Source organism: Micromonospora nigra (genome assembly GCF_900091585.1).
Classification (GTDB): Bacteria; Actinomycetota; Actinomycetes; order Mycobacteriales; family Micromonosporaceae; genus Micromonospora; species Micromonospora nigra.
Window position 1 is genome coordinate 436620 of sequence record NZ_FMHT01000003.1, and the last position, 24095, is coordinate 460714.

The following is a 24095-nucleotide window of genomic DNA, read 5'->3' on the forward strand; positions in this document are numbered from 1 at the left end:
CGCCGACGACCAGCGCCCCAGCCGCGTTGTCTTAGCTGGCGGCGACGTCCTCGACACCACCGAAGGCGACGTCCTCGACACCACCGAAGGCGACGTCCTCGACACCACCGGCGGTGACCTTCGCCCGTGCCAGAGTCAGGATAGCCATCAACTTTCTCCTCTACTCGTAACAATTACACGAACAGGATGCCAATGAGAATGGCCGCATCGCCTCTGCGTGTCAAGGTACAAAAGGGAAGGGGAAGCCTGTTGGCGCACCGCAATCCGACCACGTAACCAAACAGCTCATCTAGGAGAATAGTGACGCGGCACGGGGGGATCCGACAAAGGCTGATAATGGTGCCGGCTCCAACGACGACCGGCATCCGGAAGTAGGCGGATTACCTGTTTGGCAGAGAGTGGGGTGATCTCAGCAGGGATCGGAGCACCTATCGGGCCCACATGAACGTAGCGTCCAGAACGGACAATGCTGGGGACTGCGCGTGGGGGTGCCTCGGTAGGCGGGGTACTCGCCGTCGAGTCCGAAAGCCGACGTGCTTCTACCAGGCACTTCTGGTGTTGGTGTGGTTCTGCGGAGATGAGAACAAGACCACCACCCCCGGAGCGGGATTCGGAGTGTCGAGGGCGACCGCCTACCCGTACGTCGCCGAGGGCAACGCCCCCCTTTGATCAATGCGATGCCTCGGAGAACGCGGAGATCACTTCACTGGCCGTCCTGTTGATAGCCACCACAGTTGCTGCGCTGCACATACTCACGAGCAGGGGGCGGCCCAACGGCGCCCGGCTCGGCTGGTTGACCTGCCGTCCTCAAGAGAGAGCGAGCCGGATTCGCGACAGGTCGTCGCGTCGGTCGCTCGTAGTCTGCGACGACCCGACGCCGGAGTAGCCGGATTCACATGACGGACACGAGTCGCACCAGACGACACGCGCACCGTTTCCGGCTGGATGGGCAGATCTTTCACCTCGCATATCGCCCTGCGGGCGCCGCCGTGATCACCCAGGCTCTGCCGTTGATCCTCTCGAAGAGGATGAACGGGTGGTCCGCCGGCCGTCGCTAGCGGCGGGCAACGACCCGAGCCGGCCGTACGACCTGGAGACCGACCGGCGATCGCCGAGTTCAAGTTGTCTGTGTGGAAGGGCGCGGACGCGACGCGTAAGCGCGGGGCGTTCGCGGACCTGGTCCACCTCGCCCTCGACACGTCGGGCCGCCAGGCGCAGCTTCCGGCGTGACCGGGAGAACGACGACCGACCCGACCGCACTCCTGATGCTGGCTCGACCGGCTCCGTGGTTCCGCGCCCTCCGGCACCTCGGGGTACAAGGGTCGAATCCAGTCCAGCCAGCGGGATCTGGCGGACGCCGCCCGCGCCCTTCAGGAACGAATGCGGGGAGCCAAGCCTTCTCTCGCCGAGGTGGCGCACACCATCAGGGCAGCGAACAGCGCTGCCACATGTCCCGCGGACAGCGTCGGTAGCTTTCCGGCTGCACGGGCTCCGCACCCGGATGCCTGTCTCGTTTGGGGGGTGGTGCCGTCACTGCTGGGGATCTGCCGCTGCTCCTGAATCCCGGCGAGCGATCGCGCGGGCGCTGGTATCGCAGAAGGCGACGCCAACCCGGCTGGCGCATTGGCTGGTCGAGTACGCCAGGGTGCGGCGTGCGTCGGGTCGGCCCGCTGAGGCGTTGGAGGCCGTGCACCGGGGGGCGGCGATTCAGCGCCAACTCGGTGACCGCAGTCAGGAGGCGATGGCTCTCGACGGTGCCGGCGAGGCGTACCGGGAGTTGGGGGCAGGCGGACGAGGCGATCGCCTTCCACCTACATGCGGCGGCGGCCCACCAGCAGTTGACCAGACTGCGGTGCCACAGGTGGCACCGTCTGCGCAGCTCAGAGCCATGGTCAAATAGTCGGTTGTCCATGATTGGTCACGCCTGATCCCTGGTTCGGGGCGGGTCACGGCGGCTACCGTTTGACCTATAAAGGGTATTGATCAGATTCAACCGGCAAGTGACGTCTGATCATCAGATTTGCCCTTTTCCCCCTCTAAGTGGGCCGCACCCTCGCGGCAACAGTCGAAGGAGTCACCATGTCCAACGAGCCCAAGAAGACAGCTGACCAGCCCGCTCCGAGCGCCAAGGACATCGCCGAGGCCGGCGCACTCCTGGTCCCCGCCACCTTCACCGGCATGCCGCCGACCGCGCAGCTCTTCTGGGCTGTGGTCGAGTCCAACGGTGTTCTGGCCCGCGGCTTCGGGGCCGTCTCGGCCACCCGCCTCGGCGTCGGGCAGTACCAGGTCGTGTTCAGCCACGACCTGACCCGCTCCGCGTACGTCGGGAGCCTCGGCCTGACCGGCTCCATCGGTTCCTCGCCGAGCGGCGAGATCGCCGTGGTCGGCCGTTTCGGCGTGCCGAACGGCGTCTTCGTCCAGACGTTCAACTCGGCGGGAGCGCCCGCCGACCGGGCGTTCCACCTGACCATCTCGTCCTGACATCGGCGCGTCCGGGTCCCCGCCACCCCCGGTGGCGGGGACCCGGACGCGCCTAACGACCACTGGACCGCCACCGAGACATGAGCCGTAAAGATGCGGGCGCTGCCGGAAGGCGCGGTCCGCCACGTCGACGCCAAGGTCATGTGCAAGCTCTACAGCGCGACCGCAACAGCCGCTACGCACCGAACATCGGCACCGCGTTCGTGCACATCGACCACCACTCCCGCGTCGCCTACGCCGAGGTCCGCGACGACGAAACCGCCGCCACGGCGATCGACGTGCTGCGCAACGCCGTCGCCTGGTTCGCCGGCCGCGGCGTGACCGTCGAACGCGTCCTGTCCGGCAACGGCTCGGCCTACAGATCACACGCCTGGCGCGAAGCATGCCACCATCTCGGCATCAAACCGAAAAAGACCCGTCCCTACCGTCTTCGGACCAACGGCAAGGTCGAACGGTTCCACCGCACCATGACCGAGGGCTGGGCACCACGACGCTTCTACAACTCAGAGCACACCCGACGAGCAGCCCTACCCGCCTGGCTCCATCACTACAATCACCACCGGCCCCACACCGCTACCAGCGGCAAACCGCCCACCACCAGGTTGACCAACGTCCCTGGCAGTACAGCTAGCAGGCCGGTTGCCGCCGGCGAGGGCTCGTCGAGCGCACCCTCGATCGCCGCCCGCAAGGACCCGACGGGCAGGACCACCAGCGTGAGCCCAGCACCGGTACGGACCGACAGGGAACCCATCGCCAAACGGTTCCCGCACCTCGGCGACTTCGCCGAGGCCCACTGGCAGGCAGCACCGGCGGGAATCGACACCGGCGGCGTGTCCGGGCCGACCGACATGCGCATCGAGGCGCTGGTCGTACTGCGACCAGACACCCTGGCCAACGCCATCACCGGGTACGAGTGGCAGCCGGCACCGCCCGGTTGGACGCCCCACTGAGCGGTGAGCTGCGGCCGCTCCTGCCTCCTGACGGCACCTGGCAGGTCAGTGAACGCTATGCCGAGGACGTGCGGACCTCGCGCTACAGCGGCACCGTCCACCTCGACGCCGCCAGCGGCATCGCCCCACTACCTCCCTCCCCCACCACGTTTGCAGGGAGATGTCGTGCGTCCGGACGGGTTTCTCGGCCCCGACGAACTGGCCGGGCGCGCCTCGCTCACGGCCGGCTGCTGCCGTTCAGGTCGCCGCCGAAGGCCAGGGCCCGGAGCAGGTCGAAGGCGTGGGTGTCGGGTGCGTGTGCGGTGTTGGTCAGCACCGCGACGGCGGCTCGTCGGTCGGGGATGAGCCCGATCCAGGACCGGAACCCGCCGGTGCCTCCGTTGTGCCAGAACTGGTGGGCCGAGCCGAAGCGGGGGTGCAGGCGCAGCCCCATCCAGCCGAGGGTGGTCCAGGTCCAGCGGTTGATCGGATGGGTGATCTCGCGGCTGAGCCGGATGGCATCGGCGGTGGGGCCGGCGGCGGTCTGACGGGTGCCTTCGGTGGTGGCGTCGAGCTGGGCGTGCAGGAAGGTGACCAGGTCGGCGGCGGTGGAGCGCAGCCCGCCGGCGCCGGCGAGGGCGGCCAGGTGCCACGGTGGGACGGGGCGTCGGCGCCCGGTGTGCCCCTGGGCGAGCCGTGCCTGCCGTGCCGCGTCGAGGGTGATCGCGGTGTCGGTCAGGCCCAGGGGCTGGCACACGTCGGCGGCGACGAGGGTTTCGTAGTCGGTGCCGGTCCGGGTCGCCAGGGCCAGGCCGAGCAGGCCGGCGCCGAGGTTGGAGTAGCGGCACCGGTCGCCGGGCGTGGCGCGCAGCCCGGTGTGGGCCAGGCCGGCGAGGACGACGTCGGCGGTGTAGCCGGCGTACGGATCGGGCGGGGTACGCCACGGCGCAGCCCACCACCGCACACCGGCGGGCAGCCGGGGCAGCCCGGAGGTGTGGGTGGCCAGGTGACGCAGGGTGATCTCCCTGCCCCCGCGCGACGGCACGGCGGTGCCGGCGGGCAGCAGAGCGCGTACCGGCTCGTCGAGGTCGACGGTGCCGGCAAGGGCCAGCCGCGCCAGCGCCAACCCGGTGAACACCTTGGTCACCGAACCGATCTCGAACAGGGTGTGGGCGTCGGGGCGACCCTCGTGGTCGACGCCGGTGCGCCCGGCCGCCCCGACGGCGCTCTCGTCGCCGCGTACGGCGCCGACCACGACGCCGACGTGGCGGGCGGCGAGCAGGTCGGCGGTGCGTCGCGCGAGGTCGGCCAGGTCCTGCGGGGCCTTCGTGGTCACCCTGTTCCTTCTACCAGACGTGGGCGAGAGCGGGCAGCGCCTGTTCCCTGGTGCGGGAGCAGGCGCTGCCGTCCAGCATCGACGTCGGTCACGCGGGGTCAGGAGAACTGCGCGAAGAACCTCCAGATCTCACCCTTGGTCCAGGTCGTGATGCCGCTCTCGGCGTACGTCCCGTCCACCGGCCCCGGCAGGTGACCGTTGTCGTACGCGGCCCACTGCACCGGATAGCCGGCCCGGCATCCCGAGTAGGTGGTGGTGATGTGCGTGCGGCTGCCCGCCCCCGGCTCGGGTGGGCTCTGGGCGGTGCAGCCGTTGTTGCGTACGAACGTGTCGCGCAGCGACCGGCCCTGGGCGATGGACAGGACGTTGTCCGAGATGCCGTGCAGCCCGAAGTACGCGACGGGCTGCGTGCCGCCGCTGCACCCGCTGATCTGCGCGCCGGAGATGACCGCGACGGCCCGGAAGACGGTGGCCCGCGCGCAGGCCAGCGCGTAGCTCATGCCGCCGCCCCAGCTGAAGCCGAGCGCGAACCGCTGCCTCGGGTTGACGCAGAGGTCACTCTCGATGCGCCTGATCATGTCGTCGACGAAGGTGACGTCCTCACCGCCGGTGTTGGCCCAGCCGTTGCCGAGCCCCTGCGGCGCGACCAGGATCGCGCTGTTGTTCGACTGTTCCTGCTGGCCGTAGTAGGACCAGGGGGTTCCGCTGGTGCCGCCGGAGGAGATCTCCTGCATGGTGCCGCCCCGCCAGTGGAACGCGAAGATCAACCGGTAGGGGTTGTTGGCGTCGTAGTCGGCGGGCACCCGCAGGATGAACGAGCGGCTCCTGCCGTTGCTCTGGATGGTGTGCGTGCCACTGGACAGCGTCGGCGCCCTGCCGCATCCGGTGCCGTCCGGCGGCGGGTTGCCGGTGTCGGCGACGCGGACCAGTTGCCACTGCTGGTTGGCCCCACCCCAGTCGTCGTACTGCACGATGCTGCCACCGTCAGCGGTTGAGGCACCCTGTACCTCCACCACCTTGTTGCTGTTGCGATTGACCAGACGCACGTAACCACCCGCCGAGTCCGCCAACCGGAACTGCTGGTTGACCCCGTTGCCGTCGGCCCACTGCACCACCGACGCACCATTGGCCGTCGAGAAGTTGAAGACATCCACCACCTTGCCGGAGTGGCGGGACTTCAACCGGTAGAACCCACCACCGGAATCCACGAACTGCCACTGCTGGTTCGCCCCATCCGTACGCGCCCACTGTGCCAACCGACCACCATCAGCCGTCGACCAGCCGTAGACATCCAACGCCTTGCCACTATGCCGATTGACCAGCACATACCACGCACTCGTGTCGACCGTCGCCGCGGACGCGGCCGGTGCGGCCACCACGACCGCGACCCCACCGGCGATCGCCGTCGCCATCGCCAGCAGCACGGCCAGCCACGACCGGCGGGCGCGGTACGGCGTCGACCACGCGCCGGCCGCCGCCCTGTCATTCATGGGTCTCACAGGAACGTCCCTCCCCGAAGCTCTGTGCGGGCGCCCGGCTATCCGATGCGGATCAGTTGCCACTGTTGGTTGCTGCCACCCCAGTCGAAGTACTGGACGATGTTCGCCGCGTCGGCGGTGGACGCGCCCTGCACCTCCACCGCCTTGCCGCTGTTGCGGTTGATCAGCCGCAGGTAACCGTCGGACGACTCGGCGAGCCGGAACTGCTGGTTGACCCCGTTGCCGTCGGCCCACTGCACGATGGCCGCCCCGTCGGAGGTGGAGAAGTTGTAGACGTCGAGCACCTTGCCGGAGTGGCGGGACTTCAGCCGGTAGTAGCCACCGCCGGAGTCCACGAACTGCCACTGCTGGTTCGTGCCGTTGGTGCGCGGCCACTGCGTCAGGCGACCGCCGTCGGCCGTCGACCAGTTGTAGACGTCCAGCGCCTTGCCGCTGTTGCGGTTGAGCAGCACGTACCAGGCGTTGGTGTCCACCGGGGAACCCGGCGGCGGCGTGGTGCCTGCGTTGAGGGTGTCGAGGACGGCGTTGTACGCCGCCTTCTTGTTGCCCGACCGGTCGAACAGCAGGGCGTCGTCGCTGCCGCGCCAGGAGTCGCTGTCGCGCACCCCCCAGACCGTGACGCCGGTGCAGCGCGCGACGGCCAGGCAGGCGCGCGTGACGGCGGCGTAGATGTTGGCCTGGTTGGGTCCGGTCATGACGTCCAGTTCCGTGATCTGCACGTCGACGCCGAGGTCGGCGAAGCGCTGCAGATTGGCCTGGTAGTCCCCCGCCAGGGAGGTGCCCAGGTGGGACTGGAAGCCGACGCAGTCGATCGGCACACCCCGGGCCTTGAAGTCGCGCACCATGTTGTAGATGCCGGTCGACTTCGCGTTGATGCCGTCGGTGTTGTAGTCGTTGTAACACAGCTTCGCGCCAGGGTCGGCCGCCCGGGCCGCGCGGAACGCCGCCTCGATCCAGTCGTTGCCCGTACGCTGCAGGTTCGAGTCACGCCGCGCGCCGCTGCCACCGTCGGCGAACGCCTCGTTGACCACGTCCCAGGAGTGGATCTGCCCCCGGAAGTGGGTGGCCACCTGGGTGACGTGGTTGATCGCGGCGTTGCGCAGCGCGCTGCCGGACATGTTCTGCGCCCAGCCCGGCTGCTGTGCGTGCCAGAGCAGGGCGTGGCCACGTACGCTCATGCCGTTGGCCCGGGCGTGGCTGACGAGGCGGTCGCCGCCGGTGTAGGTGAACCGACCCTGCTGCGGCTCGGTGGCGTCCCACTTCATCTCGTTCTCGGCGACGACGCTGTTGAACTCGCGGTTGAGGATGCCGACGTACTGGCCGTCGGAGAGCTTGCCCGTCGCGACGGCGGCACCGAAGTAGCGGCCCTTCTCGGCCGCCGCCGCCTTCAGTGTCGTTCCGGCGGCACCGGCCGCAGGAGCCAGCGCCGTCGTCATGCCCGCGATCAGTGCCACGGTGAGTGTCGCCGTCGCCAGGGCTCTTCTGGGTGTCATGTCGTTCCTTCTCCGTGGTGGTGGTGAGGGTGTGGGGTCGGCTCGCGACGGCCGGTGCGGATCGTCGTGCGGTCAGCGGGGTGCACGAGCGCCACTCCCGGCACGCGCGGGCCGGCGCGCGTGGCCGGCAGCTACGGGGAACTCGCAGGCGACGTCGCATGCCCTGGGGACGCCGCAATGCCCGAGATTCGACCTGTGCGGCTCGCCCGGTGAGCCACAGGAGTCGTCATTCGACATCGAGGGTGAGCGATAACATGTCGTTCGTCAAGACGTGACGGGTGCCCCGGCGGACACTTAACGACAGGGCTGTTATCGCTCTCAGCCAATGGGTCGGGCGATCGCGAGGGATGTCGGGCTCGGACTCGCCGTACGGGAGGGTGGCCGACGGCGGCTGCCGGCACGGCGACCAGACCGCTCCACGGACTGAAGGGGCCCCTGCCAGGCAAGGGCCCCTTCAGCGAGGACCGCGGGGAGAAGCAGGCGTCAGTCGGCCGCGGAGCGGAACACCGGGTAGTAGCCGCCGGACTGGCCGGCCGCCGTCGGGTGGTAGGAGACACCGATGTTGGCGATGTTGAGGGCGTGCAACCACTTCGTGCCGTAGCTGCACAGCTGGTGCCCGACGAACTGCGACCGGACGTCGGCGAAGGCGAACCCGGCGGCCACGGCGGCGCTGCGGGTGATGTCGTTCACCAGGTTGATACCTTCGTTGATCTTCGCACGCGAGGTGGCGCTGAGCCCGACGCACGTCGTGCCCAACTGGTAGAAGACCGGGTAGCCGACGACCACCACCCGGGCCGAGGGCGCCCGGTTGCGGATTCCGTTGTAGACGTTACGCAGCATGGTGGCGAGCTCGGCCCGGGCCTTGTCCTCGGCGGCCTGCACGGCGGCGACGCAGTTGGTGGTGCCGTAGAGCACGCAGGTGGTCATGATGTTGGCGAAGCCGACGTCGTTGCCGCCCACCGTGACGCTGACCAGCGTCGTGGTGGCGCTGAGCGCGCCGAGCTGCGTGTTGACCACGCTGGTGGTGGTGGCGCCCGAGCAGGCCACCGAGCGGTACGACGCGGGTCGCACGTCGGCGGCGTACAGCGCCGGGTAGGCCTTGGTGCTGCGTTTGCAGGAGCCGCTCTCGGCGGTGTAGCTGCCGGCGCCCACCCCGGAGGAGTAGGAGTCGCCGAGGGCGACGTAGTGGTCGCTGGGGGCGGCCTGGGCGGGTGTCGCCAGGGTGAGGGTGGCGACCAGGGTCGCGACCATGCTCAGGGTGATTGTTGCCAGACGGGATCTCTGCACGTCGCGCTCCGGTGATGGTGGGAGGTTCAGTGAGAGATAGATATCATCAAATATCGAAGCAGGAAAGATCTTTGCAGAGGGTTTCCGTGATCGTGGCGCTTTCCGCCGACGGTGGGGCGGTCGGCGGAGGTGTCAACAGGCCGATTCGTCCCGAGCCGGTTACGGGCCGCTCGCGTCGTCGCGCACCCCGATGAGCAGGTCGGCGGTGGTGTGGGCCTGGATGCCCGGCTGCGTGCCGTCGGTGAACCGGGCCACGACCGCCCGGACGTGCCGCTGGGCGGGTTCGGCGAGGCCGTCGTAGATCGCCGAGAACAGCTCGCGGGCCGGCCGCCTGCCCCATCCCGGCGGGAGAAGTTCCAGGGGAAGCTGCGGGTCGAGGGTGGAGAAGCGCCGGTAGGTGTCCATGACCTCGGTACGCGCCCGCACCGCCGCCGCGCCGTCGACCCGGCCGGCCTCCACCTGGGGCAGCAGTGGTGTCCAGCGCCGCAGGAACTGCTCGTAGTGCCGGCCGATCGCGTCGACGTCCCAGGCGTCGATGGGGGCGCGGCTGCCCGTCGAAGCAAGCGCGGTCTGCCGTGCGCGGAACACGGTGACGGCACCGGGGGTGAGTTGGGCGAGCTGCGCCTGGGCCGGCGGGGTCAGGTCGTACGGCGAGATCCACAGCCCGTCGTACAGCGGCGCGTAGCCGCACCAGCGGAGTTGGCCGCGCAGGGCCCGGCGCTGCGCACCTCGCTCCTGCGGCAGCGAGAAGGCGACTATCGTCCAGCACCCGTCCCACGTCGTGTCGGTGGGGGCGAGGATGCGGTGGCCGCCGGCGGACAGGTTGGCGGCGGCGGCGCGGCTGAGCCGGTAGGAACTGTGCCGTCCCCGCCGACTGCCGTCCAGTACGCCGCGCCGGGCCAGCCGGCTGATCGCGGTACGCGCGCCGGCCGTCGTCACCCCGGTCTCGGTGAGCAGCGCGACGACGGCGGCGGACGGGAGCGCGGCACGGGTCCGCAGGGTGTAGTCGGCCAGCAGGGTCACCGCGACGCCCTGGGTCGAGGTGCCGACCTGCCGCCGGGGCAGCCGCAGCGGGTGGTCGGTGTCGTCCGGGTAGATGTCCTCGATGTCGAACGGGCTTGCCATAGGCGCTCCGGGGCTCGGCTCGGGGACGGTGTGACGACTGTAGACGGGCCGCTGGCGGGCCGGTTCACCGTGGCAGGCGCGACCCAGTCTTCATCGAGGGACTTGGATTGACACTTGTCAGACCGGCAGGAACACTAAGTGCTACGTGACGCCACACGAGCCGGGCAGGGCGAGCCACAGGTGGTGGGCCGCGTGCGATCACCGCGGGAAGACGGGCGCACCCGCGACCGCAACGCGCACCCATCTCAGACCGCACAGGTGACCGAAGGAGTCGTCCCGTGAGAATCAGAAGGAGAGTGCTGCTCGGCCTGGTCGCGTCACTGGTTGCCGCCGGCCTGGTGACCGCCGGGCTGGTGGCCCCCGCGTTGAGGCCCGCGTACGCGGCGTCGCTGACCGAGGTGACCAGCTTCGGCGACAACCCCGGCCGGATGCGCATGCACGTCTACGTGCCGGACTCCCGCCCGGCCCGGCCGGCGACCGTGGTGGCCATGCACGGCTGCGGCGGATCCGGCCCCGGCTTCCACTCCGGCAGCGAGTTCGCCACCCTGGCCGACCGGCACGGTTTCATCGTGATCTACCCGACGGCGACCCAGCAGGCAGGGTTCGGCAACTGCTTCGACGTCTGGTCCGACGCCGCCAAACGCCGTGACGGCGGCAGCGACCCGGTGTCGATCGTCTCCATGCTGCGCCACGTGCAGCAGCAGTACGGCGCCGACCCGGACCGGGTCTACGCCACCGGCAGCTCGTCCGGCGGGATGATGACCAACCACCTGCTGGCCCTGTATCCCGACCTGTTCAAGGCCGGCGCCGCGTTCATGGGGGTGCCGTACAACTGCTTCGCCAACGCGGCGGACTTCCCGCCCCCGGGCAGCCAGTGCACCGGCGGGAACATGAACCGGAGCCCGCAGCAGTGGGGCGACCCGGTCCGGGTGGCCCATCCCGGCCACACCGGCCCCCGGCCACGGGTGCAGCTGTGGCACGGCACCAACGACACGCTCGTGCCGTTCTCACTGTTGCAGGAGACGATCGAGCAGTGGACCAACGTGTTCGGGCTGAGCCAGACACCCACCTCCACCGACACGCCCCAGGCCAACTGGAACCGGCGCAGGTACGCCGACGCCAGCGGCACCGTCCAGGTGGAGGCGTACAGCATCCAGGGCGCCGGGCACAGCCTGCCCGGCGGCGGCATGGCCGCGTCCGCCATCCAGTTCTTCGGCCTGACCGACCCGCCCGACCCGACCACGTCGCCGACCCCGACCACGTCGCCCAGCCCGACCGCGTCGCCGACCCCGACCACGCCGCCGGGCTCCGGTGCCTGCCGGGTGACCGTCGCCGTCAACGCCTGGAACACCGGGCTGACCGAGAACATCACCGTCACCAACACCGCCACCAGCGCCGTCAACGGCTGGTCCCTGGCCTTCACCCTGCCGGGTGGGCAGACCATCACCTCGGGCTGGAACGCCTCCTACTCCCCGACCAGCGGGCAGGTCACGGCCCGGAACCTCGCCTACAACGCCGGGATCCCCGTCAACGGATCGGTCACCATCGGCTTCCAGGCCACGCACACGGGTGACACCGCCAGGCCGGACTCGTTCACCCTCAACGGCGTGCCCTGCACGGTCGTCTGACACCGCCGGCCGGAGGGGGCCACTCCGGCCCGCCCCGCACCGGCCCGGCCAGCCCGCCTCAGCCACCCGCCTGCCGGAGCAACCTGAGCTGACCGATCTCGGCGGCGTTCTTCATCAGCTCGGCGTTGACCCAGGCGACCATGTGGGCGACCGTGTGGTCGGGATCGCCCTGCCACGGGAACGGAGCGGTGACGTCGAGGGCGGCGTCGTCGAGGCCGTCGAGCACCGTCGACCACTGGGCACGGAGGTCGCGCAGCCACGCCACCGCCCTGCCAGCGTCACCGGGCCAGGCGATCTCGGTGCGCTCCCGTGGCGTCCGCCCCTGAGCGTGGTCGATCGTGACGGTCCACCACCAGCCGATGTGCCAGGTGATCCAACCGATCGTCGGCACGGGGACAGGGTCGGGCTCGGCGTCCGCCCAGTCCGGCACCCACCCGCCGTCCGGCCCGGGTCGCACCGTCCAGCAGTGCGCGGCGGGCGCCCAGAGGACGTCCTCCGGATCCAACCGCTCCAGGTGGTACTCGAACAGCGACCAGGTCAGGTCGAACTGCCACCGCAGCAGGTCGAGACGGGATGCCGGCATCAGGCGATGCTGCCCCCGCCCGAGGTTCCCCGTCGAACGGTTTTCGTGGCAACCGGTCTCCGCCTTTTCCGCCGGCACCCCGAAATGGCGGTGGCGGCCATTCTTTCGGCGGCCCGGGTAAAGCAAGCCTGACCTAACAAAGGCCAGGCTAATCTTCGTTCTTCGGCGACGCGAAGCGCGGGTCAAAGGCGGGCACGAACGCTCCGCAGGCGTTGTTCCACTGCTAGGGTGGCTCCGAGCACGAATTGCACGACTGCCGGCTGGTGGCGGGGTTTACCTTGACACCTGCGCGGAAAACACAACTGACGTACGAGCACGCCGAGCCGGCGCGCCTTTTCCACTCCGCCGGCTCCGACTTCGTGGAGGCATCATGAAAACCCTGCTGCAGTCACCCCCCGTGCGCGAATGCGCCGCCACGGCGTGCAGTTTCAACGACAGTGGCTGCCACGCTCCGGCGATCACGGTGGCCTCGGCGGGTGACGCCGCGTCATGCGCGACGTTCGTGGAGTCGTCGGTGAGCGGCGGGGTCGCGGAGGTGACCGGGGCCGTGGGTGCCTGCGCCCGCTCCGAGTGCGTCTACAACACCAACCTCGCCTGCACGGCGGAGTCCATCACCGTCGGCCCCGGCGCCACCGCCAGCGACTGCCTCACCTACCAGCCCGCCTGACGGCCGCAGGTGCCGATCCGCCGGGATCACGGCGCCACGTGGTCGCACAGCGACCGAGGCGGTACGACACCACACCGCCTTGGCAAGGTTAGCCTAACCTACTAAGGTTGTTTCCCTAGGCCGAGCCCCACCTCACTTCGTGGCCGAAGGGACTGACATGGCGTTCCATCCAGCCGGACGGTCGGCAGACCTGGCGGACAGCGCGCCCACCACGGACGCCACCGTGACCACGGTGGCGTCCGTGGTCGGTGCGGACACCGTGCCGACCGACGCGGACGCCGTGACGCTTCGTTCCGTCCTGTCCGCCACGCCGTCCCTGCGACTCCGCCTCGGCGACACCACCGTCGACCTCGTCGACTCCCACGCCGTCCTGCCCGACGGCACGGTGGTCCTCGCCGTCGACGCGATGAGTCCGACCGGTGGCCTGCTCGTCGCCACCCGCGGTCGACCAGGTGCGGTACGGCTCGACGTGACACAGCTCATCCCGGTCACCGTACGGTCCCGGGTCCGAGCCAAAGCCTGGGTGCGGGGCACCGCCCGCCGGTTCGATCCGGGCAGCCTGGACTACTGTGACAGCGACACCATCCTGTCGCTGCTCGACCTACCACCCGTCGCGCTGTGGGCGGTCGAACCGGCCGAGGTGGGCATCGTCCGCGACTCCCACCGCCTCACGGTGGACATCGGCGCCTACCGCGCGGCACGGCCGGACCCGCTCGCCGCCGACGAAGCCGGCCACCTGCAACACCTCGCTCAACGGCACCGCGACGTCGTCGACCGGCTCGCGGCGCTGGTCGAACCGGCGTTGACCGCCCGGTCGACGCGGATCGCGCCGGTCGCCGTCGACGCCGACGGCATCGTGCTCCGCGCCGAGAGGCCCGACGGACACACCGACGTACGGCTGCCGTTCGCCCGTCGGGTCGCCCGCGGCGCTGACCTCGTCGAGGGGCTGCGAACACTGCTGGCCGGCGCGACCCGGCACTGACCCGACCCGGCACTGACCCGACCCGTTCCGCCACGACCGACGACCGTGGCGCCCCCTTTCCGGCAGCCGACGTCAACGCCGGCGCGGCTCATACACCGCCGACCACGGACCGCACCCGCTCGCGGTCTCCTGGTGGTCCGCGACCTCCCGTTCCCACGTCGCCCGGTGGCGTGACGACGGCTCCTCCCGTCGCGAGAGAACTTGATCTTGTGTTCCGGCGTCTGTATGGGTGTGAGGGTGGATGAGACCGAACTGGTGCGGCGCACCGCGCGCGGCGACCGGGCGGCTTTCGACGAGCTGTACCGCCGGACGTCCCCGTGGCTGCTGGTCCGGCTGCGTCGGCGCTGCGATGACGACGACCTGGTCGCCGATGTCATGCAGGAGACGTATCTGGCGGTGTGGCGGGCCGCCGACTCGTTCGCGGGGGTGAGCGCCGGCAGCGGGCTCGGCTGGTTGTGGTCCATCGCCGCGCGGCGGCTGATCGACGCGTTCCGGCGGCGGGCGCGGGACTCGCAGGCGGTGCCGCTGCCGCTGGCCCTGGAGAACCCGCCGGCGGCGGAGGACGTGGCACTGGCCGGCACGGTCGGTGACGACGTCGGGGACGCCCTGCGCAGGCTGGCGCCGGAGCTGCGCCAGGTTCTGCACGCCATGGTGGTGGACGGACTCACGGTCCACGAGACCGCGGTCCTGCTCGGCCTGCCGGAGGGGACCGTCAAGACTCGCGCCCGCCGTGCGCGACTGGCTCTGCGGGAGGCGCTGTCATGACCGCACACATCTCGACCGACCTGCTGGGCCGGTACGTCGCCGGGGACGCCGGCATCCCGCCGGACGTGTTGTGGGCGATGGAGGCACATCTGGAGGAGTGCGCGCACTGCCGGGGCAGGCTGGCCGAGGTCGGCGACGTCGACACGGCGGCGCTGCTGGCCCGGGTCTGGACGGATCTGAACGCCGCGGTCGCCGCCACCGCGCCGGCCCCCGCCCGACGTCGGTGGCTGCCGTCCCGGTCCACCCGGTGGGTGACGCCGGTGGTCGTTCCCTGGCTCGCGACGACGGTGCTCGTGGTCCTGGTCGCGCTCGGCTTCGACCTGGCGGCCGCGACCAGCGGCGGGACGCTGCCTTCGCTGGTCGTCCTCCTCGCTCCGGTGGCGCCGTTCCTCGGAGTCGCCACCGCCTGGACGCAGCGGGTCGATCCGGCCCACGAGATGGTCGCCGCGACAGCGCGGGCGGGCCTCGGTCTGGTGTTGCGGCGAACCTTCGTCGTCCTCGTCGTGGTCATTCCGGTGCTCGCCGTGGCCGGCTGGCTGGTGGACACCTCCCCCGCCCGCTGGCTACTGCCGTGCCTGGCCTTCACGATGTGCGCGCTGGCGCTGGGTGAGGTGGTCGGCCTGCCCCGGGCCACGGCAGGGCTGGCGGTGCTGTGGGCGGCGGTGGTCATCGGGCCGAGCATCGTCACCGCCCGGATGTCGGTGCTGCTGACCGAAGCCGCCCTGCCGGGCTGGGCCGCGCTGACAGCGGTCGTCACCGTCGTACTGGTGGCCCGTCGCAACAGCGCCGCCGAACTTCGATGAATCCGCCGAACTTCGATGAAGAGGAAGTACGGAATGAGGAACGCGATCAGCGCCGCGCACACGGCGCCGACAACGTACGCCTGGGCGATCCGGGCGGTGGACCTGCGGGTCCGGGCCGGTCGGCGACTCGTCGTCGACGGTCTCGACCTGTCGTTGGGCGTCGGTGTGCACGGGCTGCTCGGGCCCAACGGCGCCGGCAAGACGACGTTGATGCGGGTGCTGGCGACCGTGCTGCGCCCGGCCGGCGGTGACCTCGAACTGCTGGGTCACGCGACCGGCGGACGCCTCGACCTGCGGACGTTGCGGCGCTCGATCGGATACCTGCCGCAGGAGTTCGGTTTCTACGGCCGGTTCACGGTGCGGGAGTTCATCGAGTACATGGCCTGGTTGAAGGAGATGCCCGCGCGCGACGTACCGGACGCGGTCCAGCGTGCGCTGGAACGGACGCGGCTCGCCGATCGCGGCAACACACGGATGAAGACGCTGTCCGGAGGCATGCTCCGGCGGGCGGGGATCGCGCAGGCCATCGTCAACGACCCCGAGATCCTGCTGTTGGACGAGCCGACGGTGGGCCTCGACCCCGAGCAGCGGACGGACTTCAGGTCGTTGCTGCGGGAACTGGGCACCCACACCTGCGTACTGGTGTCGACACATCTGGTGGAGGACGTGGTGGCGGCGTGCACGGGCGTGGTGCTGATGGACACCGGACGGGTGGTGTTCCACGGGGTGCCCGCCGACCTGGTGGAGCTGGGTCAGGACGGGGTGGTGGGCGACAGCGCGGCCGAACGCGGGTACTCCGAACTGCTGCGCCGGCACCGGGACACGGAGGGCGCGGCATGACCGGGCGGATCCTGCGCATCGAGATCCACCGGTCGGCCGCGCTCTGGGTCGCCGCCGGGACGGCCCTGCTCGGAGCCGCCCTGCTGTACGTCGCCGTGGGCGGCTGGGGCGGACGCTGGATGCTCCTGGCGCTCTGGCAGCGGGAGTACCTGTTCATCCTCTGGCCCATGGCCCTCGGCCTGGGCGCCTGGCACGCGGGACGTGACCGCAGGTGCCGCACCGACGAGCTGATCTCGACGACCGCCCGGCCGCGTTGGCAGCGGGTCCTGCCGGCAGCCGCCGCGATGGCACTGTCGGCGGCCGCCGGCTACGTCCTGATGTACGCCACCGGCGCGGCCCAGGTCGCGGCGCTCGCCAGCTACCTGCCGGGCCAGTCCGTGGTGCTGGCCGGGGTCGGCGTCCTCTGGATGGTGTCCGGTGCCTGGCTCGGCATGGCCGTCGGCGCGCTCGTGCCGTCGCGTCTGACCCCGGCCGTCACCGCTGTCGTCGGTGCGGCCGTGGCGATGGTCGCCATCACCGATCGTGGATACTCCCACGTGCCCAAGGTCGTCCACCTGCTGACGCCGTCGCCGTTCGGGTTCTGGGGCGACTTCGTGACGGTCACCGGCAGAGTCAGCGTCGCGCACACCGTCTGGCTCGTCGGCCTGGCCGTCACCGGCCTCGCCGGTTTCGTCTGTGCCACCCGCGGCACCCGGCTGGTGGCCCTCCTGCCGGCAGCGGTCGCGGCCGTCACCGCCCTGGCGCTGCTGCCCGCCGACCGTCAGCGGCTGCCGGTGCCCGACCCGGCGGCTGCCGCACCCGTGTGCGAATCCGGGCCGCGGGTCTGTGTCACCAGGGTGCACGCCACCGCCCTGGCGGACCTGCGGGAACCGGCGCGGCAGGCGCTCGCGACACTGGCGGCGAAGCTTCCGCAGGCGCCCACCTCCGTCCGGGAAACCCCCGTCCCGTGGTACGAGGCGCAGGCCCGGGCACGACCACACGACACCCTGCTCGTGGAACTGGAACTCGACCCGTGGGGAGGGACGAAGGCAACTCCGGACGAACTGCGGTGGCGGCTGCTGGACGGGGCCGGGACGCGGCCGTGTACGTACATCCTCGGCAAGCCGGACGCGGCCGGAGCACACCACACCGCGCGGCTCGCGGCGGCGGCCTGGCTGGTCGACGCCCCACCACCGTCCGGTGAGTACGGTGATGCGGCGCTTCGGGCGTGGGAGAAGCTGCGATCGTTGCCGGCAACCGAGCAGCGGGCCCGCGTCGCCGCGTTGCGGGAGGCGGCACTGGCCTGCGTACAGGTGAATCTGCTCGACGTTCTCGTCGGCGACGCTCGATGAGATGGCTCGCGCTGCACCTGCGGTGCCGAGGCGTCCCCGCCTCGGCGGCGGCGGCGCTGGCCGCCGCGACGGTGCTGTGGTGGCTGGGCCAGGCGACCGACGTGCCCCGGCTCAGGCTGTCGGTCGCGCTGCTGACGGTGCTGGTGGCGACCGTCGCGTTCGGACCAGGGCTCACCGGGGCGGACCCGGCCCTGGACCGGTCGGCCGCGCTGGCCTGGCTGCCCCGGCGTGCCGCACACGTCCTGGCCATCATGGCGACCGCTGCGGCCGTCGCCGCCGCGCCGGCACTGGTGAGCGACCCACTGGCGGCGGTGGCGCTCCTGGTGCGGGACGCTGCCGGGTTCGGCGGGCTGCTCGCCCTCGGAGGAGTTGCCTGGGGGGCTCAGTGGGCCTGGCTGCTGCCCGCCGGGTGGACCCTGACGGTGCTGCTGACCGGGCCGGCGAGTTCGCCGACGTTTCGCGAGGTTCTGACCTGGATGATGCAGCCGCCGGGCACCACCTCGGCCACGGTCACCGCCGTGGCCATCGGCTTCGTGGGCGTGCTCGCCCATGCGGTCCTCGGTGGCCGCCGGTGACGCACGGCATCTGCGGGACGCGCCGGGGGTCACGCCGTACGCCGGCTGACCACGAAGACGTCGGCCTCCAGGAGCCGACCGGAAAGGCGCCCGGCCTCGTGGATCTGGTCGTCGGTCATCATGGGCACGATCTTGTGCGCCTCGTGGATCCCGTCGCCGTTGTCGGCGTCGAGCAGGCGGAGGTACCAACGCAGCGCCTGAACCAGGTCGACCGGACCACCGAACCCGTCCCGGTACCAGCAGGCCGCGGCGAACATGCACCCCGCGTGCCCGTCCTCGGCGCCACGGACGTACCAGTGCAGCGCCTCGTCATCGAGGTCGAGTTCGCTGAGGCGATTCGCCAGCTGCGGGTACGCCTCGGAGACTCCGCCCTGCGCGGCCCGCCGCAACCACCGCACCGCCTCGTGTGGATCGCTGGTGGTGACGCCGAGGTTGTAGGCGCCGTAGCCGTCACCGGCCTCGGCCGCCGCCCGGAACAGCGCCACGGCCCGTTCCCTGTCCTCCGGCCGGCCTGCGTCGTCATCGAGCAGGAAGGCCAGCGCCCGTTGCGCCTCGGGGTCGCCTCCGGCCGCGGAGACCTCCAGCGACTCGGCGCCGGCGTTCCGCTCGCCGAGATGGATGGCGAGGACGACGCCGAGTATCGTTCGTGCGCGGGTGTCGGCGGCTGCCAGCTCGCGAAGCCGCGGCACGAGCAGCACGAGTTCCCGCACCGCCGGCGCGCTGCCCTCCTTCGCGGCACGCAGGAACCACTGCGCCGCCACCACCGGGTCCCGCCGGTGGTGGGCGAAGAGGATGCCCAGCTCGAACGAGGCCTGGTGGTCGCCACCTGCCAACGCGGCCAGGAGGAGACGCTCGGCCTCGACGTCGTCGACGGCGACGCCCTGTCCGGTCGCGTACATGACACCGGCCATCCGGTACGCCTCCGGCCGGCCGAGTTCCGCTGCGCGCCGGTAGCAGTCCACAGCGGCCGGGTAGCGCTGCTCGTTGGCACAGATCGCGGCGAGGTTGAACGCCGCCTCGGGGCTGCCCCGTTCAGCGGCGCGCTCGAACAGCGACACCTTCTTCGCCGCGTCCACCGGCTCTCCGAGCCCTTCGCCAGCGAGCCAGCCGAGTAGGAACAGCGCCTGCGAGTCGTCGCCGGCCGACTCCAGCCGTTCCCGGCCGACGCCGTACTCCCCCCGCCGTACCGCCAGCAGACCCTGCTCGTACGCCGTCAACGCCACGGTGTGCAGTGTAGGCCGGTTCGTCGCGGCCCGGCCCGGACGGGATGCCGCCCTGCGCCCGGGCCGGGCTGCCGCAGCGGGTCGAGTTCCCGCGCGGCGCACCAGGCGAGCCCGTCGACTACCGGGCGGGCTGACGTGGTCGGGTGGGCCGTCGGAAGCGGGAACTTGCCCTTCCGGTTACTGCAAGGGTCACCCTGGTGTCATGTTGTCGATCAGTGAGTTCAGCCAGATGTGCCACCTGTCGCCTCAGGCCCTGCGCTTCTACCACGCCGAGGGCCTGCTCGTGCCGGCGGAGACCGACGAGCGGACCGGCTACCGCTCGTACGCGTTCGACCAGGTGGAACAGGCCATGCTGATCGCGCTTCTGCGGGACACCGGGATGAGCGTCAAGCTCGTCCGGCAGGCCCTCGACGAACCGGACCGGGCGGTTGCCCTGCTCGACCGGCACAGCGACGAGGTCCATCGGCAGCGCGGGGCCCAGGACGAGGCGATCCGGGCCGCCCGCAGTGTCTTCGAAGCGCAGCCGGAACCCCGGTTGCGGCACGTGCCGGCGATGACGGTGGTGGCCATGTTGGTGCACGGCACACCGCTCGGACGTGACGCGCAGGAGTGGGACAGGGCCGAGGCCACCGTCGCGGCGGCCACCGCCGAACTGGTCGCCAGGGTGCAGGAGGTCGGCGTCAGGTGCCTGGGCAGGCCGCGGCGAGCCTTGGCGTTCGAGACCCAGACACCGGACCGACGCGTTCTCGACGGTGAGGGTGCGGCCTGGATGGTCGAGGTTCCGGTGGCCGCGACCACGGCTGCGCTGGCGGCGCTGCCCGCCGACCTCCTCGTGCACGCGCAGGCCGCTCGCGACGAACTGGCGATCTTCATGCCGGGCCGCAACACGATGGCCAAGTACGGCACCGTGATCCTGCGGCTGCTCCACGCCCACCCGCTCGACGACGGAAGGTTCGTCGACATCGCACGTCTGCGCCAGGAGATCCATGACGACGGGGTGCTGAGCAGCGCCCCCGTCGAACAGCAGCCGGAGTGAACCTCTGCCGGCTTCGTCAACCTGCCGGCAGGAGCGGGTCGAGGGTGAGCCCGGGTTGCCGGTCGGCGATGGAGCCCATGCGCCACCCGCTGGTGAACAGTGCGAGCAGGACGCCGTCACGCACCCGGGTGAGGACTTCGGCGTCGGGCTGGCCGCGTAGGCGTTCCTCGCTGGCCGGGTCGGTGCGGCGGGCCACCTGGTAGGGCAGGTGTTCGAGGTGGGTGGTGACGTTGAACTCGGCGTCGAGGCGGGCGACGGCGACCTCGAACTGCATCGGACCGACAGCCGCGAGGACCGGGGCCTGGTCGCCCCGGCGGTCGGAGCGGAGAACCTGGACGACTCCTTCGGCGTCGAGCTGCTCGACGCCGCGGCGGAAGCGTTTGAAGGTGGAGGTGTCGGCGGCTCGCAGGACCGCGAAGTGTTCGGGGACGAACGAGGGCAGCGGAGGGAAGGTCACCGGGGGACCGTCGTGCAGGGTGTCGCCGATGCTCAGCGCGGTGGCGTTGACGAGGCCGATCACGTCGCCGGGGTACGCCTCGTCGATGGTTTCCCGGTCGGCGCCGAACATCTGCTGCGCGTACTTGGTGGCGAAGGGCCGGCCGGTGGTGGCGTGGGTGACGGTCATGCCGCGGGTGAACCGGCCGGAACAGATCCGTACGAAGGCGACCTGGTCGCGGTGGGCCTTGTTCATGTTGGCCTGGATCTTGAAGACGAAGCCGGCGAAGGGCGCGTCGACGGATCGCGGTGTGCCGCTGGTGTCGGGCCGGGGTTGAGGGGTGGGGGCGTGGGTGGCGAGGACGTCGAGCAGCTGCCGGACACCGAAGTTGGCGACGGCGGCGCCGAAGAGCACGGGCGTGGTGGTGGCGGCGGCGAAGGCGTCCTGGTCGTGGCCGGCGCCGGTGAGGGTGAGCAGGTCGAGTTCCTCGGTGGCGCGGTGCCAGTCCTCGCCGTGTCGGTGGGCCGCCTCGGCGGGGGCGAGGTGTTCCTCGATGGCGGCGGTGGCACCGCCGGGGGTGCGGTGAAAGGCGGTCATCTCGCCGGTGCGACGGTCGACGACGCCGTGGAAGTGTCCGGCGATGCCGACGGGCCAGGTGATCGGGGTGGGGCGGAGGTTGGTCCGCTCTTCGATCTCGTCGAGCAGGGCGAGGGGTTCACGGCCGGGGCGGTCCCACTTGTTGATGAAGGTGATGACGGGGGTGCGGCGGGCGCGGCAGACCTCGAACAGTTTCAGGGTCTGCGGTTCGAGTCCCCTGGCGGCGTCGAGGAGCATCACGGCGCAGTCCACGGCGGTGAGGACCCGGTAGGTGTCCTCGGAGAAGTCGGCGTGACCGGGGGTGTCGAGCAGGTTGACGACGAGGTCGCGGTAGGCGAACTGCAGTACGGCGGAGGTGATGGAGATGCCACGTTGTTGTTCCATGGCCATCCAGTCGGAGACCACGCCCTTGCGGCCGGTCTTGCCGTGTACGGCACCGGCCTCGCCGATCACCTGGGCGTGCAGGGCGAGTGCCTCGGTGATGGTGGACTTCCCGGCGTCGGGATGGGAGATCACCGCGAACGTCCGCCGTCGGGCCGCTTCGGCGGCGACGAGGGACGTCGTTGCCACCCCTGGCACCGCATCCCCCTCTCCGGCCCGATCAGTCGTCACAACATACCCTCACGTGAGGGTTGCCCACCCGCGTGGGGGCGGCAAGGATCAGTTGCCGGTCGCGGCGCGGGGGGCGGCGGACTCCCGAAGCGCGTCGATGTGGCTGGTGAGGGTGGCGGCGAACTCCTCCGCGGTGGCGAGCTGCGCCCGCAGCGCCGCGCAGCGCTCGTGGACGGCTTCGCGGTAGCCGGCGAGGGTGTCGAGCAGTTCTTCCCGCTCGGCCCTGCCCTGTCGGACATCGGTGGACAGCCGGTCGACGATCGCCAGCAGATCGCGCATCTGCTCCAGGGTGAACTCCAGCGGCTTCATCCGCTTGACCACCTGGAGCCGGTCCACGTCGGCGTCGGTGTAGAGGCGGAAGCCGCCCTGGCTGCGGGCGGAGGGGACCACCAGGCCCACCTCCTCGTAGTAACGGATCGTCCGCAGGCTCAGCCCCGTCCGCTCGGCCACCTCGCCGATCTGCATCAGTGCGCCGTCACCCATGGCGTCCGCCCCGCTCCGATCGTGCCCGCGACCCGGCGGACCTCCCACCGGCCGCCCAACTGAACCGCAACCCTACCCTCACGGAAGGGTGCGCACGGTGCGGCCTCAGCGGCCCTAGAGGACACCACCAGCGCGGCGCACGTCGCGGTCCGCCTCATCGTGGGTCAGCCCGGTGGTGCCGAGCAGGTCGGTGGCGATCGCCCGGACCTGCGCCACCACGACGTTACCGGAGAAGCCCAGACCCTGCTGGTGGGCGGCGCTCGCCGCGCGTACGGCGCGACGCAGCAGGTCGGTGGCCCCCGAAGGCGCGTGCCCCCGGCCGAGATCGTGACGGATGACGTCGGCGGCGTCGGCCAGTGCGGCCACCGCCTCGCCGAGTGGCGGCGGGGCGGGTTCGCCGTCGCGCAGCAGCGTCACCGTCCGGCGGGCGAGCACCCGGGCGTTGCGGATCGAGCGTTCGAGGTACTCGGCCGATTCGAGATAGCGGCGCAGGGCGCCGCGGGCGTGCCAGCGCAGCGGTGCCATCGTCGCCGCCTCCTGCCCCTCGGGCAGGATCCGGTGGAACTCGCTCAGCTTGCCCTCGCCTTCGCTCAGCAGCGTCAGTGCGTCGTCAGCGAACGCCACGTCCTGCTCGCGCAGACCACGGGCGGCGCCGCGCAGGCCGTCGATCAGGACGCCGAGGGCGGGCTTGGCGGCCCGGGACACCACGGTCAGCGGGTCGACCGGCAGCAGCACCGCCATCACGACCAGGGCGACCACGCCACCGATCAGGGCGTCGACGACGCGGGAGAAGTAGATGCCCTCGGTGGGTGGGGTGAGAGTGGCGATCAGCACCGCCGAAGCGGCCGACTGAGCAACCACGGCGGCGCTACCGCCGGCAGCCACGGCGGCGACCATCGCCAGCGCCACCGCCACGCCGATCTGCCAGCCGCCGGTGCCGATGAACCAGATGAGCGCGTCGCCGACGGCGACGCCCAGCGCCACCCCGAGGACCAACTCGACCGCGCGACGGTACCGCTGCCCCGTGGAGATTCCCAGGGTGATCACCGCGGAGATCGGGGCGAACACGGGCTCCGGATTACCGACGAGGCGGCTGGCGATCGTCCATGACACGGCGGCGGCGACCGAGGTCTGCAGCACGACGACCGCCAGAGCGCGCAGCCGCTGCAACCGCTCCCGCAGACCTTCGGCTGCGCGAGCCCGCAGCCCGGTCGTGCCGCCGCCCACCCGCGCTCCCCCGCCGCTGGGCTTCGTCACGGCTCACACGCTAGGCGTCCCCAAGTCACGGCACGGACCGAGCGGCCGGAGTTCCCCTGTAGGGGTCACCACTGCGCACCACCACCATCACGTGAGGGTCGTTTCACGGGCGAGGAGACTGACGCGG

General features: G+C 71.0%; 19 protein-coding genes and 2 pseudogenes. 11 read left to right on the forward strand and 10 right to left on the reverse strand.

What is annotated here, in order from left to right; genetic code table 11:
• Window positions 1-2079 precede the first annotated feature (2079 nt).
• A complete protein-coding gene (locus tag GA0070616_RS01970; protein ID WP_091075241.1) occupies window positions 2080-2481 on the forward strand; it encodes a hypothetical protein in 402 nt (133 codons plus the stop codon).
• Window positions 2482-2663: 182 nt separating this feature from the next.
• Window positions 2664-3101: pseudogene (locus GA0070616_RS01975) on the forward strand (integrase core domain-containing protein); the annotation flags it as partial.
• A 547-nt stretch (window positions 3102-3648) separates the two neighbouring features.
• Here the strand turns inward: GA0070616_RS01975 and GA0070616_RS01985 are convergent.
• From GA0070616_RS01985 to GA0070616_RS02005, 5 genes are all read right to left on the reverse strand, one after another.
• Complete coding sequence (locus GA0070616_RS01985; protein ID WP_175439953.1) at window positions 3649-4746, reverse strand: serine hydrolase domain-containing protein; 1098 nt, start codon at window positions 4744-4746, stop codon at window positions 3649-3651.
• A 98-nt stretch (window positions 4747-4844) separates the two neighbouring features.
• Complete coding sequence (locus GA0070616_RS01990) at window positions 4845-6236, reverse strand: RICIN domain-containing protein (protein ID WP_217628173.1); 1392 nt, start codon at window positions 6234-6236, stop codon at window positions 4845-4847.
• Window positions 6237-6283: 47 nt separating this feature from the next.
• Window positions 6284-7738 carry an endo-1,4-beta-xylanase gene (locus GA0070616_RS01995; protein ID WP_091075248.1) on the reverse strand — a complete coding sequence of 485 codons (1455 nt, stop codon included), beginning with the start codon at window positions 7736-7738 and terminating at the stop codon, window positions 6284-6286.
• Between the two features lie 483 nt (window positions 7739-8221).
• Window positions 8222-9025, reverse strand: coding sequence for an SGNH/GDSL hydrolase family protein (locus tag GA0070616_RS02000; RefSeq protein ID WP_091075251.1), 804 nt, complete (start codon window positions 9023-9025; stop codon window positions 8222-8224).
• Window positions 9026-9184: 159 nt separating this feature from the next.
• A complete protein-coding gene (locus tag GA0070616_RS02005; protein ID WP_091075255.1) occupies window positions 9185-10150 on the reverse strand; it encodes a PaaX family transcriptional regulator in 966 nt (321 codons plus the stop codon).
• Window positions 10151-10428: 278 nt separating this feature from the next.
• Here GA0070616_RS02005 and GA0070616_RS02010 point away from each other — a divergent pair, with 278 nt between their 5' ends.
• On the forward strand, window positions 10429-11778 hold the full coding sequence (locus GA0070616_RS02010) for an extracellular catalytic domain type 1 short-chain-length polyhydroxyalkanoate depolymerase (protein WP_091075258.1): 1350 nt from the start codon (window positions 10429-10431) through the stop codon (window positions 11776-11778).
• Window positions 11779-11836: 58 nt separating this feature from the next.
• On the opposite strand, the gene GA0070616_RS02015 is transcribed toward GA0070616_RS02010, so the two are convergent.
• Entirely contained in the window at window positions 11837-12361 is a 525-nt protein-coding gene (locus GA0070616_RS02015) for a DinB family protein (RefSeq protein WP_091075261.1), read from the reverse strand.
• 370 nt (window positions 12362-12731) lie between these two features.
• Between GA0070616_RS02015 and GA0070616_RS02020 the strand changes: the two genes are divergently transcribed.
• The 7 genes and pseudogenes from GA0070616_RS02020 (at window position 12732) to GA0070616_RS02050 (ending at window position 18324) form a co-directional block, all read left to right on the forward strand.
• Complete coding sequence (locus tag GA0070616_RS02020; protein ID WP_091075265.1) at window positions 12732-13028, forward strand: DUF1540 domain-containing protein; 297 nt, start codon at window positions 12732-12734, stop codon at window positions 13026-13028.
• A 157-nt stretch (window positions 13029-13185) separates the two neighbouring features.
• A pseudogene (locus tag GA0070616_RS02025) lies at window positions 13186-14007 on the forward strand (DUF2470 domain-containing protein); the annotation flags it as partial.
• 228 nt (window positions 14008-14235) lie between these two features.
• Window positions 14236-14775 (forward strand): RNA polymerase sigma factor, encoded by a 540-nt coding sequence (locus tag GA0070616_RS02030; RefSeq protein WP_091075269.1) that lies wholly within the window; start codon window positions 14236-14238, stop codon window positions 14773-14775.
• Window positions 14772-15578 carry a cupin domain-containing protein gene (locus tag GA0070616_RS02035; protein WP_091075273.1) on the forward strand — a complete coding sequence of 269 codons (807 nt, stop codon included), beginning with the start codon at window positions 14772-14774 and terminating at the stop codon, window positions 15576-15578. Before GA0070616_RS02030 ends, GA0070616_RS02035 begins: the two co-directional genes overlap by 4 nt.
• A 33-nt stretch (window positions 15579-15611) precedes the next feature.
• Complete coding sequence (locus tag GA0070616_RS02040) at window positions 15612-16418, forward strand: ABC transporter ATP-binding protein (protein ID WP_091075276.1); 807 nt, start codon at window positions 15612-15614, stop codon at window positions 16416-16418.
• Window positions 16415-17749, forward strand: a complete 1335-nt coding sequence (locus tag GA0070616_RS02045; protein WP_091075279.1) for a hypothetical protein — start codon at window positions 16415-16417, stop codon at window positions 17747-17749. Before GA0070616_RS02040 ends, GA0070616_RS02045 begins: the two co-directional genes overlap by 4 nt.
• Window positions 17746-18324, forward strand: a complete 579-nt coding sequence (locus GA0070616_RS02050; RefSeq protein ID WP_091075283.1) for a hypothetical protein — start codon at window positions 17746-17748, stop codon at window positions 18322-18324. The genes GA0070616_RS02045 and GA0070616_RS02050 overlap by 4 nt, the downstream gene beginning before the upstream one ends.
• Before the next feature lie 29 nt (window positions 18325-18353).
• Here GA0070616_RS02050 and GA0070616_RS02055 read toward each other — a convergent pair whose 3' ends face one another.
• The gene (locus GA0070616_RS02055) at window positions 18354-19547 is read right to left on the reverse strand and encodes a tetratricopeptide repeat protein (protein ID WP_091075287.1); all 1194 of its coding nucleotides are present in this window, start codon (window positions 19545-19547) and stop codon (window positions 18354-18356) included.
• Window positions 19548-19749: 202 nt separating this feature from the next.
• On the opposite strand from GA0070616_RS02055, the gene GA0070616_RS02060 reads away from it, so the two are divergent.
• Window positions 19750-20583, forward strand: a complete 834-nt coding sequence (locus GA0070616_RS02060) for a MerR family transcriptional regulator (RefSeq protein WP_091075291.1) — start codon at window positions 19750-19752, stop codon at window positions 20581-20583.
• A gap of 16 nt (window positions 20584-20599) precedes the next feature.
• On the opposite strand, the gene GA0070616_RS02065 is transcribed toward GA0070616_RS02060, so the two are convergent.
• The 3 genes from GA0070616_RS02065 to GA0070616_RS02075 form a co-directional block, all read right to left on the reverse strand.
• Window positions 20600-22186 carry a peptide chain release factor 3 gene (locus GA0070616_RS02065; protein ID WP_245712619.1) on the reverse strand — a complete coding sequence of 529 codons (1587 nt, stop codon included), beginning with the start codon at window positions 22184-22186 and terminating at the stop codon, window positions 20600-20602.
• 90 nt (window positions 22187-22276) lie between these two features.
• Complete coding sequence (locus GA0070616_RS02070) at window positions 22277-22711, reverse strand: MerR family transcriptional regulator (RefSeq protein WP_091075300.1); 435 nt, start codon at window positions 22709-22711, stop codon at window positions 22277-22279.
• Window positions 22712-22825: 114 nt separating this feature from the next.
• Window positions 22826-23968, reverse strand: a complete 1143-nt coding sequence (locus tag GA0070616_RS02075) for an FUSC family protein (protein ID WP_091075305.1) — start codon at window positions 23966-23968, stop codon at window positions 22826-22828.
• Window positions 23969-24095: the final 127 nt, after the last annotated feature.